The organism is Chromatiales bacterium (genome assembly GCA_020445605.1).
In the GTDB taxonomy this organism is placed as follows: Bacteria; Pseudomonadota; Gammaproteobacteria; order JAGRGH01; family JAGRGH01; genus JAGRGH01.
Genome location: JAGRGH010000047.1, coordinates 19,795 through 32,708 on the forward strand (window position 1 = coordinate 19,795; position 12,914 = coordinate 32,708).

The window sequence follows — 12,914 nt, forward strand, 5'->3', positions numbered from 1 at the left end:
GGAATCGGGTGGCGGCCTGCGCGGAAGTCAGGGCAGCAGGTCGGCAAGCGTCGTGACACGCGCGTCCGGCGCGATGTGCTCCGCGGGCCAGTCGCGCCCGAACCGGTCCAGCCAGATCGCGCGCATGCCGACGGCACGCGCCGCGCCGACATCGAGCACCGGATCGTCACCGACATGCGCGGCCTCGTCTGGACTTACGCCGAAATGCGTGAGCGCGGCGTTGAACAGCGCCGGATCAGGACGCATGGCGCCGACCTCCGCCGCAGTCAGCGAAAGCTCGAACAGCCCGGCCAGCGGCGTACGTTCGATTGCCGCGTTGCCATTGGTCACCGACGCAAGCACGACATGCCGACGCAGCGCACGCAGGGTGTCGATGACCTCGGGATACGGATCGACCTTCTGACGCTCGTTGACGAAGTGTTCGGATGCGGCGCTTGCAAGCTCCGCGTCATAGCCATGCGCGGCGAACAGACGGGTCAACGCCTCGAGCCGCAGTGCGGTGAGATCGTGCGCCAGATGCGGACAGTCGCGAACGATCAGCCGCCGACCGGTGCGCATCGCGAGCGGATCGTAGTCATGCGCGGCACGCGGGGCGTGTTGCCCGATCCAGCGTTTCAGGCTCTGCTCTGCGGCCTCGATGGTCGGCCAGCAGGGCCACAGGGTGTCGTCCAGATCAATCGTCAGCAGGCGCAGGCCTTCGATCACGCGCCGACCAGCGCGTCGAGCTCGCCACCCATGTGCAGTTCGGTCAGTTCGCTGAAGCCGCCGATCCAGCGCCCGTCGATGGTGATTTGCGGCACCGTGCGCGCGCCGTTGGTGATCTTCGCAAACTCGCGCAATGCCGAACGATCCCCGTCGACGCGCACTTCATCGAATCCGATGTTCCATTTCGCGAGCAGCGCCTTCGTGCGTGCGCACATCGGGCATTGTCCGGTGGAGTAGACCTTGACCCTCGCCATGTTCGTCCCCGCGTTCAGTTGATCGGTTCGGCGAAAAGATCGTACGCATCGGCATCGATGATGCGCGCGCGCACCACGCTGCCGGGCGCAGCCTCGTAGCCCGGCAGGTAAACACGACCGTCGATCTCCGGCGCATCGCCCGGGCCACGGCCGATCGCGGCCTCGGCATCGCAGTCGTCGATCAGCACCTCGATCTCCGAGCCGATCCGCTCGCCGAGCCGCGCGGCGCTGATCTGCGCCTGCAACTGCATGAGCCGATCATAGCGTTCGCGCTTGATCTCGTCCGGCACGGGGTTCGCGAGCATGTTCGCGGGCGCACCCTCGACCGGCGAATACTCGAAGCAGCCAAGGCGATCGATCCGCGCCTCGCGCAGAAACGCGAGCAGTTCCTCGAACTCGGCGTCGGTCTCGCCCGGAAAGCCGACGATGAAGGTCGAACGCAGCGTGAGCTCGGGCACCTGCCTGCGCCATGCGGCGATGCGCGCGAGCGTGTTCTCGGCAGCCGCCGGACGCTTCATCGCCTTGAGGATGCGCGCGCTGGCATGCTGGAACGGGATGTCCAGATACGGCAGCACGCGGCCGGCGGCCATGAGCGGAATGATGTCGTCGACGTGCGGATACGGATAGACATAGTGCAGTCGCACCCACACGCCGAGACCGCCGAGCGCATCGCACAGGTCATGCAGATTGGTGCGCAGCGGCCGCCCGGCATGAAACGCGCGTTCATAGCGCCGGTCCACGCCGTATGCGCTGGTGTCCTGCGAAATGACGAGCAGTTCCTTCACGCCCGCGGCGACGAGTCGCTCGGCCTCGACCATGACATCGTCGATGCGCCGGCTGACCAGATCGCCGCGCAGCTGCGGAATGATGCAGAAGCTGCAGCGATGATTGCAGCCCTCGGAGATCTTCAGATACGCGTAATGTCGCGGCGTGAGCTTGATGCCCTGCGCGGGAACGAGTGACGTGAATGCGTCCGGCGCTGGCGGCGGCAGGTTCAGGCGCACCGCACTGACGACCGCGTCGGTCGCATGCGGCCCGGTCACTGCGAGCACATTCGGATGCGCGCCCAGCACTTCGTCGGCATGCGCACCCAGACAACCCGTGACGATGACGCGGCCGTTCTCCTCGAGCGCCTCGCCGATGGCCTCCAGCGACTCGGCCTTCGCCGCATCGATGAAGCCGCAGGTATTGACGACGACGAGATCGGCCGAGGCGTAGTCCGGCGCGATCTCATAACCATCCGTGCGCAACTGCGTCAGGATGCGCTCGGAATCGACGAGCGCCTTCGGACAGCCCAGGCTGACGAATCCGACCCGCGGCAAACGTTCGCTCATACCAGCGGCAGCGGCGTCCGGTGCATTGCGGTCAGGTAGACGTAGGCAACGGCAACGAGCGCCAGAACAAAGGCCGTTACACGCGCGCCGCGGGTACGTCCGCGGAAGGCCAGAATGCCCAGCACGATGTAGGCGACGACACCGGCGAGCTTTGCATCCAGCCAGGTGTCACGCGCCGGATCAAAGCCGATCTTCACGGCGAGCCAGATGCCGCTCGCGAGCAGCAGCGTGTCGACGATCGGCGGCAGTGCGCGCATCGCGAAGCCGCGTGCACGCCCCATGCTCGCGATGAGATAAAGCCCGCGTATCACGAACAGCAGCACCGAGGCGGCGGCGATCACGGCGTGGACAAGTTTCAGATCCATTGCTGGCTCCCTGATGCTGGAGTTATACGGCCACCGGCGCCTTGATCGCCGGATGGCACTGATAGCGCTCGAGCGTGAAGTGCTCGAACCGGAAATCAAACAGACTGCGCACGGACGGATCGATGCGCATCGTCGGCAGTGCGAACGGCTCGCGCGCGAGCTGGGTTTCGACCTGATCGAGATGGTTCAGATACAGGTGTGCGTCACCGAAGGTGTGCACGAAATCACCCGGTTCCAGACCGGTGACCTGCGCGATCATCATGGTCAGCAGCGCATACGAGGCGATGTTGAACGGCACGCCCAGGAAGATGTCGGCACTGCGCTGATACAGCTGACAGGACAGCCGCCCGCCGGCGACATAGAACTGGAACAGCGCATGGCACGGCGGCAGTGCCATGCGTTCGACATCGGCGACGTTCCACGCGCTGACCATGAGCCGGCGCGAATCCGGATTGCGGCGGATGGACTCGACGACGTCGCTGATCTGGTCGATGTGCCGGCCGTCCGGCGCGGGCCAGGACCGCCACTGATAACCATAGACCGGCCCGAGGTTGCCCTGCCCATCGGCCCACTCGTCCCAGATCGTCACGCCGTTGTCGTTCAGATACCGGACGTTGGTGTCGCCACGCAGGAACCACAGCAGCTCGTGGATGATCGAACGCAGGTGCAGCTTCTTGGTCGTCACACACGGAAACCCATCGGCCAGATCGAAGCGCATCTGGTGACCGAACACACTCAGCGTGCCGGTGCCCGTGCGGTCTTCCTTGCGCGTGCCGTGGTCGCGCACATGGCGCATGAGGTCGAGGTACTGCTTCACGCGCCGGCCACCGTGGCGGGCCGACGCTGCGCCAGCCACATCAATGCGAGCCCGAAAACGATCATCGGCAACGACAGCAACTGGCCCATGGTCAGCCAGTCAAATGCCAGGAAGCCGATGTGGCGATCCGGTTCGCGCACGAATTCGACCAGGAACCGCGACAGCCCGTAGCCGATCAGGAACAGGCCGCTGACCGAACCCAGCGCACGCGGCCGGCGCGAATACAGCCACAGCACGGCGAACAGCAGCACGCCCTCGAGCAGCGCCTCATAGAGCATGGACGGATGTCGCGGTTCGCGCCCGGCGTACGGAAACACCATGGCCCAGGGCAGGTCGGACACCCGCCCCCACAGTTCGCCATTGATGAAGTTGCCGATGCGGCCCGCAAACAGCCCGATCGGCACCAGCGGTGCGACGAAGTCCGCGACGCGAAAGAATTCGATCCGGCGCACGCGCGCATACAGGGCCATCGCAACGATGACACCGAGCAGCCCGCCGTGAAACGACATGCCGCCTTCCCAGATGCGCAGCAGCGACAGCGGGTCGTCGCGCACGCGGTCGAAACCATAGAACAGCGCATGACCGATGCGACCGCCGAGGATCACGCCGAACCCGCCCCAGACGATCAGGTCGTCGACCATGGGCGCGGAAATGCCGCGGAAACCCTGCCGCGCACGCCGGCGTCCCAGCAGCCAGAAACCCACGAAGCCGAGCAGATACATGAGCCCGTACCAGCGCACCGCCAGCGGCCCGAGGTGAAACGCAACGGGATCGAAGTTCGGAAACAGCATCGGCGCTCAGGCGAGGTCCAGGGCGCGCAGTGCGAAACACTTCAGATAGGCGGTTTCTGGCATCGCCGGATGCACGGGATGATCCGCGCCCTGGCCGCCGCGATGGATGCATTGCAGCGTGCGCTCCGCGCGCTGCGCGGCGTTCTGCGTCAGTGCAAGCAGTTCATCGGCCGGCAGGTGATAGGAACACGAACAGTTCACCAGAATGCCGCCGGGCGCGAGCACGCGAAGCCCCGCCTGGGCGAGTCGCGCATAGGCGGCCGTGCCGGCCTTCGCGTCCTTCCGACGCTTGATGAACGCCGGCGGATCGAGCACGACGATGTCGAACGACTGGCCGTCCGCTGCGAACGACTGCAGCGCGTCAAACGCGTCGGACTGCACGAACGACACTCGTTCGTCGAGCCCGTTCGCGGCCGCGCCCACGCGCGCCTGACCGAGCGCCACGGCGGAGCTGTCGACCAGCAGCGCCTCGCGCGCACCGGCCTGCGCGAGGCCGAGCCCCCAGGCGCCGATATAGCTGCACACATCCAGCACGCGCGCATCCCGCGCATACGGCAGCATCGCGGCCCGGTTGTCGCGCTGATCGAAGAACCAGCCGGTCTTCTGACCATGCAGCACGTCGATCGCGTGCCGCACGCCGTGCTCTTCGATCACGACCGGTTCCGCAAGCTTTCCGCGCACCACGCCGCTGGTTTCGTCGAGGTGCTCGAGCGCGCGCAGGCCGGAATCGCCGCGCACGACGATTGCCGCGGGCGCGAGCACCGCTTCGAGGGCATCGAAGACCAGTTCGCGCACGCGCTCCATCCCGGCCGTGGTGATCTGCACGACCAGCACGGCCCCGTAGCGGTCCACGACCAGGCCCGGCAGACCGTCGGATTCGCCGAACACCAGCCGGTAGGCAGTGCCTTCATACCGGCGCACGCGCAGTGCCAGGGCCTGGCGGATGCGCGCCTCGAGCCAGGCCGGGTCGAGCCGGCCGGAGCGTTCGCGGCCGAGCACGCGCGCGGCCAGCAGGGTGTGCGGGTTCGCATAGCCCCAGCCGAGCCAGCGACCGGAGGCCGCGATGATGTCCACCGGATCGCCGGGCGCAAGCGCCGTCAGCGGGGTCGCCTGGGTATCGACCTCGTTGGAATAGACCCACAGGTGGCCGGCGCGCAGGCGGCGGTCCTCGCGGGGTTTCAGGCGCAGCGGAGCTCGGTCGGTGGCGGACATCGGGCGGGTCGGGTGAACGGGCGCGAAAGTATAGCCGACGCCGGATCGGCCCCCGCGTGTAACAATGCGCGCCCGCCGCGCCCCCCAGCCATCCGCCCATGAATCGCCTGCAGCACGCCACGAGTCCGTACCTGCGCCAGCACGCCGACAACCCGGTCGACTGGTATGAGTGGGGCTCGGAGGCGCTGAAACGCGCCCGCGCCGAGGGGCGCCCGATCCTGCTGTCGATCGGCTACTCGGCCTGCCACTGGTGCCATGTCATGGCGCACGAGTCGTTCGAGGATGACGACACCGCCGCGCTCATGAACCGGTTGTTCGTGAACATCAAGGTCGACCGCGAGGAACGCCCGGACCTCGACAAGATCTACCAGACCGCCCACCACCTGCTCGCGCGTCGCGCGGGCGGCTGGCCGCTGACGGTGTTCCTGAGCCCCGACGATCACCTGCCGTTTTTTGCCGGCACGTATTTTCCGTCCGAGTCGCGACATGGCCTGCCGTCGTTTCGCGACCTGATGCTGAACATCGACGAAATCTGGCGCGAGCGGCGCGGCGACATCGAGCGCCAGAACCGCTCCGTGCAGGCGGCGCTGGATGCGATCGCGCTGGGCGCCGAGCCGCTCGCCGGCGCGCCGAATGCCGGACCGATGGACGCCAACCGCCGCGCGCTGGAATCCAGCTTCGATGCACGCCACGGCGGCTTTGGCCGCGCACCGAAGTTTCCGCACCCGATGAGCATCGACAGCCTGCTGCGCTTTCACGCCCACACCCGCGACCGCGGCGAGGCCGACCGCAAATCGCTGGCGATGGCCCTGACGACCCTAGTGCGCATGGCCGAAGGCGGCATGAACGACCAGATCGGCGGCGGCTTCTGCCGTTATTCCGTCGACGACCTGTGGATGATCCCGCACTTCGAAAAGATGCTCTACGACAACGGCCTGCTGCTCGCGCTCTACGCGGACGCCTGGGCGCTGACCCGCGAGCCGCTGTTCGAGCGCACGGTGCGCGCGACCATCGGCTGGATGCTGACCGAGATGCAGGGCCCCGACGGCGCGTTCCATTCCGCGCTCGACGCCGACAGCGAGGGCGAAGAAGGCCGGTTCTATGTCTGGTCCCGCGCTGAACTCGCGCAGCTGCTCGGCGATGACTTCGCACTCGTCGCCGCGCGCTTCGGCTTCGACCGCGACGCGAACTTCGAAGGCCACTGGCATGCGCACGTGTTCACTTCGCTCGACAGCCTCGCCCAGCGCTTCGGACTCACGGTGCAGGACGTCCAGTCCCGGATCGATTCAGCCTGCGAACGACTGCTAGAGGCCCGCGCCGCGCGCGTGCGTCCCGGGCTCGACGACAAGATTCTGACGGCCTGGAATGCGCTGGCGATCCGCGGCCTGGCGCGTGCGGCGCGCGTGTTCGGCGAGCGCGAATGGATCGACGCGGCGAGCGCCGCGCTCGAATTCCTGCACGCACGGATGTGGCGCGACGGCCGCCTGTACGCGACCGCGAAAGACGGCGAGGTTCGCCTGCCGGCCTACCTCGACGACCACGCGTTTCTGCTCGACGCCGTCCTGGAACTGTTGCAGGTGCGCTGGCGCGACGACTGGCTGACGTTCGCCATCGCGCTGGCCGAGACCTTGATCGCACGGTTCGAGGACCCGGCCAGCGGCGGGTTCTTTTTCACCGCACACGATCACGAACAATTGATCCAGCGGCCCAAGCCGTTCACCGACGACGCGACGCCGGCCGGCAATGGCGTGGCGGCGTTTGCGCTCGCGCGCCTGGGGCATCTGGTGGGCGATCAGCGTTTTACCGATGCGGCCGAACGCGCGATCAGGGCCGGCTGGGAAGGCATGGAGCAGACGCCGCATGCGCACAACGCGCTGCTGAACGCGCTCGAGGAACTGCTGTATCCGCCGACGCTCTGCGTGATCCGCGGTGCGCAGGCCGCAATGCTCCCCTGGCTGCATCATGCCTTCGAGGGGTATCACCCGCGGCGGCTCGCATTCGCGATCCCGGACGATGCCGCCGATCTGCCCGAGCTGATCGTCGCGCGCACGCCGCGCGACGAAGTGACCGCGTATGTGTGCACCGGCCGCGCATGCCTGGCGCCGGTCGATTCGCTCAGCGACTTCGTCGAACAGCTGCGCCCGGCCGCAAAGAGGCAGTGATGAAAAAGTATCTGTGAGGGCGGCATGACGAAATCCACCTACCAACCGCCCTACACCATCACCCCCGAAATCTTGAACCGGGTCGCCGCGATCAGCTTTGGCCTAGGGCGGTTGACCTTGCTCACCGATCAGGCGAGAGCCTTACGGCTGCGGCGCATCAACCGTATCCGCAGCATTCACGGCTCGTTGGCCATCGAGGGCAATACCCTGAGCGAGGCGCAGATCACCGCGATTCTGGAGGGCAAGCGGGTCATCGCCCCGCCGAGGGAAGTCCAGGAGGTGCGCAACGCGCTGGACGCTTACGACCGCTTCGAGACCTGGATGCCCGGCGCGGAAAAGGACCTGCTGGCCGCGCATCGGCTGTTGATGGCCGGCCTGATCGACGAGGCCGGGGCTTATCGGCGCGGCGGTGTGGGGGTGATGGCGGGCAGTCGCGTGGTGCACATGGCCCCGCCCGCCGAGCGGGTGCCGCGATTGATGGCCGATCTGTTCGACTGGCTCACGGCGACCGACGCGCATCCGCTGATCGCCAGTTCGGTGTTCCACTACGAGTTCGAATTCATCCATCCGTTTGCCGACGGCAATGGCCGCATGGGGCGGTTGTGGCAAAGCCTGATCCTGGCCCGCTGGAACCGGCTGTTCGCGGAACTCCCGGTCGAAAGCCTGATCCACGCGCACCAGGACGAGTATTACCGGGCCATCCAGGACAGCACGCGCCGGACCGACTGCGCCCCCTTCGTCGCCTTCATGTTGCGCATGATCCTGGACGCCGTGACCAACGCCACCCCCCAAGCCGACCCCCATGTCAACCCCCAAGTCGACGCGCTGTTGAAGGTGATCCGGGGCAAGATGAGCCGCGAGGCGCTGCAAGCCGCGTTGGGTCTCTCGGACCGCAAGTCGTTCCGCGATCGCTACCTCAAGCCGGCCCTGGCGGATGGTCTGATCGAGATGACCATCCCGGAAAAACCGAACAGCCGCTCGCAGAAATACCGCTTGACCGACAAGGGCCGTCAGTGGTGCTCACAGCATGACGACGAATGAATACCAGCCGACACCCCATTCACCAGGTCATTCATCCGCAAGGCGCTCGCGCGAATAGTCGCGTTTGGTGCCGTCGGGCAGGCGCTTGAAGCGTTTGAGCATCCACCAGTAGCGCTCCGGGTACGGCTCGATGATGCGCTCGACGGCGGCATTGACGGCTCGTGCATCGGCCACCTCATCGCCACTCGGGAACCGCTCCAGCGCCGGCCAGAACTTCACGCGATAACGCCGACCCCGCTGCTCGCGATAGTGCGCCATGGGCACGACGAGGGCGCCGCTGCTCTGCGCGAGCCGGCCGGTGATGGTGCTCGTTGAAGCCGGGGCGCCGAAGAAGTCCACGAATACATTCACGCGAAACGGCGCGTCCAGATCCGGGGCATACCACAACGCCGCCCCGGACTTGAGTTCGCGCAGCAGCGGGCGGAGGTATTCAGTTGCATACAGCGGGCCGCCATAACGAGCGCGAACGCTGCGCAGAAAGCGGTCCACGACGGCATCGGCCGGCGCCCGGTAGCTGCCGATCGAACGCCGCCCGGCGGGCGCCAACTGCCCCGCGAGCGCGGCGTTGAGATCCAGCGAACCGAAGTGGCTTGAGAGCAGGATCAGGCCGCGGCCGGTCGCAAGCGCCGCCTGCCAGTGTTCGAGTCCGTCCACGACCACGCGCTTGTCCCAGAACGCACGCAGGTTTCCATACCAGGCGAGCTGCGTCTCCATGATCGAATAACCGAGTTCGCGAAAACTCGCGCGCACGCGGCGCGTTCGCTGGCGCGGCGTGAGGCACGGAAAGCAGCGCGCGATGTCCAGGGTTGCCACCCGCCGCAGGCGCGGATTGAGCACATAAAACGCCATGCCCAGCGGCCAGCCCAGGGCCAGCATCAAGCGAAACGGCAACAGCGCGGACAGGCGCCCGAGGAACAGTACGCTGCCGATCAGCCAGTACTTTGGATGTCGCTCCCAGAAGAACGCACGCCAGCGCCCGGAATGCCGCGCGGTCTCCGGTGTTCTGGCCTCCGCTGGCTCCACGATCAGCAACCGTTCAGATGCGAAGGGCCGGGAGATCGCCCGGGCCACAATCTAAGGAAACTCTGAATTGTCAGAGCTTCCCGCGGCACAGGGAAGTGCCGCCACAACGACGGCTGCACGCCGTTGAAAATGAAAGAAAACGAAAAATCACACTTTTTCGTTTTCGCTGCGCTGGCGATCCGGGACGGATTGATCAGAGCTTCCCCAGGCAGTTGATCAGAAGCTGTATTCGAAGGCCTCGACGAAGCGATCGTGAAACTCATCGCGGGTGAAACGATGATTCTGCGTGCCGGGGCTCTCGAACTTGATCGCACCGATGAGCGCGGCGATGCGACCGGTGGTTTCCCAGTCCATGCCGTTCATGAGCCCGTAGATGAGACCTGCGCGATAGGCATCGCCGCAGCCGGTCGGATCGGCGGCATTGCGGATCGGCGCGACCGGAATCTGCAACACCTTTTTTCCGGCGTAGATCGTCGAGCCCTCGCCGCCGCGCGTGACGATCATCGCCTCGCAGCGCGCGGCGATCTGCGCGAGAGACAGATCCGTACGCTCGGCGAGCAGGCTCGCCTCGTAGTCGTTCACGGCGATGTAGTTCGCGTGCTTGATGAACCACAGCAGTTCGGTGCCGTTGAACATCGGCAGGCCCTGGCCCGGATCGAACACGAACGGAATGCCGGCCTCGGCAAACTGGCGCGTGTGATCGAGCATGCCCTGACGACCATCGGGCGAAACCATGCCGAGCGTGATGCCGGCATCGGTCGGCACCGCGTTGCGGTGCGCCTCGCCCATTGCACCCGGATGAAACGCGGTGATCTGGTTGTCGTCCTGATCGGTGGTGATGAAGGCCTGCGCCGTATAAAAACCATCGACCTCGGTCACGTGGTCACGCACCACACCGTTGGCGTCCAGCCACTGCGCGTACGGTGCAAAGTCGGTGCCCACGGTGCCCATGGGCTTGCCTTCGCCGCCGAGCAGCTTCAGGTTGTAGGCAATGTTGCCCGCACAACCGCCGAATTCGCGGCGCATCTTCGGCACCATGAACGAGACGTTCAGCATGTGCACCTGGTCCGGCAGGATGTGATTGCGGAACCGATCCGGAAACACCATGATCGAGTCGAATGCAAAAGACCCGCAGATCAGCGCGGACATGGGTGTCTAGGCCCCCGCGGCAGCGGCGACTGGCGTCGCGGCCGGTTCAGCGGGCCGCCAGGCGATGTCGAGTTCGCGCGCGGCCTTCACGTCGTCGAGCCTGCGCACCGGCAGGGTGTGCGGGGCGAGTTTGAGCTGCTGCACGTCGGCCTGCGCCTCGGCGCGAATCGCGCTCATCGCGTCCACGAAGCGATCCAGCACGTCCTTGGATTCGGTCTCGGTCGGCTCGATCAGCAGACACTCCGGCACGAGCAGCGGGAAATACGTCGTCGGCGCATGCATGCCGTAGTCCAGCAGACGCTTGGCGAAGTCCATGGCCGTGGCGTCGAGTTCCTTCGCCTCACGTTTGAGCGTGATGATGAACTCGTGGGTGGCACGCCGGCCGGCAAAAGCCGCCGTGAATCCGGCCTGTTGCATGCGCTTGAGCATGTAGTTCGCGTTCAACGTCGCATATTCGGCGACGCGCGGCATGCCCTCGCGGCCGAGCATGCGCGCATAGACATAGGCGCGCAGCAGCACGCCGGCGTTGCCGGCGAACGCCAGCAGCCGGCCGATCGTCTGCGGCCGCTGGGCCTCGGTGATCCAGTGGTACTCGCCGTCATCACCACGGCCGACCATGGGCACCGGCAGGAACGGTTTCAGTCGCTCGCTGACGCCGACCGGCCCGGCGCCCGGTCCGCCGCCGCCATGCGGGGTCGAAAACGTCTTGTGCAGATTGATGTGCACGACGTCGAAGCCCATGTCGCCCGGACGCGTCTTGCCCAGAATCGCGTTGAGGTTCGCGCCGTCGTAATACAACAGCCCGCCGGCCTCGTGGACGATGCGCGCAATCTCCTTGATGCGCCGTTCGAACACGCCGAGTGTGGACGGATTGGTGAGCATGATTCCGGCGGTCTGCGGCCCCACGGCCGCGCGCAGCGCTTCGAGTTCGACATCGCCGTTGGCGTCGGTCGGGATTTCGCGCACCTTGTAGCCGCACATCACCGCCGTCGCGGGATTCGTTCCGTGCGCGGCATCCGGCACCAGGATCTCCGTGCGTGCCTCGTCACCGCGTGCGTCGTGATAGGCGCGGATCATCGCAACGCCGGCAAACTCGCCCTGCGCACCGGCGGCCGGCGCCAGCGACACCGCGCGCATGCCGGTCACCGCAATCAGCATCTGTTGCAGTTCATAAACACAGCCCATATAGCCCTGGCTGTGCGTGACCGGCGCCAGCGGGTGCCGGTCGATCATGCCGGGCAGGAGGGCCGCGGCGTTGCAGGCACGCGGGTTGTACTTCATCGTGCACGAGCCGAGCGGATAGAACTCGGTATCGATCGAGAAGTTCTTCTGTGACAGCCGGGTGTAGTGGCGCACCGCCTGCATTTCGGACACCGCGGGCAGCGCCGGCGGCCGCTTGCGCAAGAAGCGCTCGGGAAGATCCGGCGTTTTGACCGTTGCCGCCGGCGCCTGCGCACTCGCGCGGCGGCCGTCGACGGATTGCTCGAAGATCAGCACGTTGTTTGCACCTGATGTGATTTTCTTTGGCTTACAGCGCGGCAAGGGCCTTGTCGTAATCGGGTTCCTGGCCGATTTCCGGAACCATTTCGGTATAGAGAACCTTGTCGTTGGCATCCAGCACCACGACCGCACGCGCGGTGATACCGGCCAACGCGCCATCGGTGATCAGCACGCCGTAATCCTTGGCGAACCTGCGGTCACGCATCAGCGACAGCGTTACCACGTTCGCCGTGTGCTCGGCACCGCAGAAACGCGCCTGGGCAAACGGCAGGTCGGACGAAATGATCATGAACACCGTATCGGTGTGTTTCGGCGCCTCGGCATCGAAGCGCTTCGTGGACGTCGCGCACACGCCCGTGTCCAGGCTGGGCACGATGTTCAGCAGCTTCTTCTTGCCGGGGAATTCCTTGAGGCCGACATTATTCAGATTCTTGTCGACCAGCGAGAAGCCGGGCGCCGTTGAACCGACGGCGGGCAGATCGCCATTGGTGTTGATCTCGTTACCGTGCAGCGTGATCTTGGCCATGTTTATCTCCTGAATTCGCTTGATCGGTCACAGCT

General features: G+C 66.0%; 13 protein-coding genes. 2 read left to right on the forward strand and 11 right to left on the reverse strand.

Translation table 11 applies throughout. The features are described from left to right. Window positions 1-27: 27 nt before the first annotated feature. From KDG50_09765 to KDG50_09795, 7 genes are read right to left on the reverse strand one after another with little or no spacing between them, the layout of a single operon-like run. The gene (locus tag KDG50_09765) at window positions 28-705 is read right to left on the reverse strand and encodes an HAD family hydrolase (GenBank protein MCB1865705.1); all 678 of its coding nucleotides are present in this window, start codon (window positions 703-705) and stop codon (window positions 28-30) included. After that, the gene (locus KDG50_09770) at window positions 702-959 is read right to left on the reverse strand and encodes a glutaredoxin (GenBank protein ID MCB1865706.1); all 258 of its coding nucleotides are present in this window, start codon (window positions 957-959) and stop codon (window positions 702-704) included. The genes KDG50_09765 and KDG50_09770 overlap by 4 nt, the downstream gene beginning before the upstream one ends. Window positions 960-973: 14 nt before the next feature. After that, on the reverse strand, window positions 974-2,293 hold the full coding sequence (rimO, locus tag KDG50_09775; protein ID MCB1865707.1) for a 30S ribosomal protein S12 methylthiotransferase RimO: 1,320 nt from the start codon (window positions 2,291-2,293) through the stop codon (window positions 974-976). Next, the gene (locus KDG50_09780; GenBank protein ID MCB1865708.1) at window positions 2,290-2,658 is read right to left on the reverse strand and encodes a SirB2 family protein; all 369 of its coding nucleotides are present in this window, start codon (window positions 2,656-2,658) and stop codon (window positions 2,290-2,292) included. Before KDG50_09780 ends, rimO begins: the two co-directional genes overlap by 4 nt. A 22-nt stretch (window positions 2,659-2,680) precedes the next feature. Then, on the reverse strand, window positions 2,681-3,475 hold the full coding sequence (locus tag KDG50_09785) for a thymidylate synthase (GenBank protein MCB1865709.1): 795 nt from the start codon (window positions 3,473-3,475) through the stop codon (window positions 2,681-2,683). Next, window positions 3,472-4,266: a prolipoprotein diacylglyceryl transferase gene (locus KDG50_09790; protein MCB1865710.1), complete on the reverse strand. Its 795-nt coding sequence runs from the start codon at window positions 4,264-4,266 to the stop codon at window positions 3,472-3,474. The genes KDG50_09785 and KDG50_09790 overlap by 4 nt, the downstream gene beginning before the upstream one ends. A gap of 6 nt (window positions 4,267-4,272) precedes the next feature. Beyond that, window positions 4,273-5,478 carry a class I SAM-dependent rRNA methyltransferase gene (locus KDG50_09795; GenBank protein MCB1865711.1) on the reverse strand — a complete coding sequence of 402 codons (1,206 nt, stop codon included), beginning with the start codon at window positions 5,476-5,478 and terminating at the stop codon, window positions 4,273-4,275. A gap of 98 nt (window positions 5,479-5,576) precedes the next feature. Between KDG50_09795 and KDG50_09800 the strand changes: the two genes are divergently transcribed. Both KDG50_09800 and KDG50_09805 read left to right on the forward strand, forming a co-directional pair. Further along, window positions 5,577-7,640 (forward strand): thioredoxin domain-containing protein, encoded by a 2,064-nt coding sequence (locus KDG50_09800; protein MCB1865712.1) that lies wholly within the window; start codon window positions 5,577-5,579, stop codon window positions 7,638-7,640. A gap of 24 nt (window positions 7,641-7,664) precedes the next feature. Beyond that, window positions 7,665-8,681 (forward strand): Fic family protein, encoded by a 1,017-nt coding sequence (locus KDG50_09805; protein MCB1865713.1) that lies wholly within the window; start codon window positions 7,665-7,667, stop codon window positions 8,679-8,681. Between the two features lie 27 nt (window positions 8,682-8,708). Here the strand turns inward: KDG50_09805 and KDG50_09810 are convergent, their stop codons facing one another. The 4 genes from KDG50_09810 to tpx form a co-directional block, all read right to left on the reverse strand. Further along, window positions 8,709-9,704, reverse strand: coding sequence for a lysophospholipid acyltransferase family protein (locus KDG50_09810; GenBank protein ID MCB1865714.1), 996 nt, complete (start codon window positions 9,702-9,704; stop codon window positions 8,709-8,711). A 216-nt stretch (window positions 9,705-9,920) separates the two neighbouring features. After that, entirely contained in the window at window positions 9,921-10,853 is a 933-nt protein-coding gene (locus tag KDG50_09815; GenBank protein MCB1865715.1) for a carbohydrate kinase family protein, read from the reverse strand. Between the two features lie 6 nt (window positions 10,854-10,859). Further along, window positions 10,860-12,350 (reverse strand): aminomethyl-transferring glycine dehydrogenase subunit GcvPB, encoded by a 1,491-nt coding sequence (gene gcvPB, locus KDG50_09820; GenBank protein ID MCB1865716.1) that lies wholly within the window; start codon window positions 12,348-12,350, stop codon window positions 10,860-10,862. 31 nt (window positions 12,351-12,381) lie between these two features. Further along, entirely contained in the window at window positions 12,382-12,879 is a 498-nt protein-coding gene (tpx, locus tag KDG50_09825) for a thiol peroxidase (GenBank protein ID MCB1865717.1), read from the reverse strand. Window positions 12,880-12,914: the final 35 nt, after the last annotated feature.

Excerpts from the sequence above, each read along its gene's own strand:
- KDG50_09770 (MCB1865706.1), bottom strand. The coding sequence starts at position 959 with ATGGCGAGGGTCAAGGTCTACTCCACCGGACAATGCCCGATGTGCGCA.
- rimO (MCB1865707.1), bottom strand. The coding sequence starts at position 2,293 with ATGAGCGAACGTTTGCCGCGGGTCGGATTCGTCAGCCTGGGCTGTCCG.
- KDG50_09780 (MCB1865708.1), bottom strand. The coding sequence starts at position 2,658 with ATGGATCTGAAACTTGTCCACGCCGTGATCGCCGCCGCCTCGGTGCTG.
- KDG50_09790 (MCB1865710.1), bottom strand. The coding sequence starts at position 4,266 with ATGCTGTTTCCGAACTTCGATCCCGTTGCGTTTCACCTCGGGCCGCTG.
- KDG50_09795 (MCB1865711.1), bottom strand. The coding sequence starts at position 5,478 with ATGTCCGCCACCGACCGAGCTCCGCTGCGCCTGAAACCCCGCGAGGAC.
- KDG50_09800 (MCB1865712.1), top strand. The coding sequence starts at position 5,577 with ATGAATCGCCTGCAGCACGCCACGAGTCCGTACCTGCGCCAGCACGCC.
- KDG50_09805 (MCB1865713.1), top strand. The coding sequence starts at position 7,665 with ATGACGAAATCCACCTACCAACCGCCCTACACCATCACCCCCGAAATC.
- KDG50_09815 (MCB1865715.1), bottom strand. The coding sequence starts at position 10,853 with ATGTCCGCGCTGATCTGCGGGTCTTTTGCATTCGACTCGATCATGGTG.
- tpx (MCB1865717.1), bottom strand. The coding sequence starts at position 12,879 with ATGGCCAAGATCACGCTGCACGGTAACGAGATCAACACCAATGGCGAT.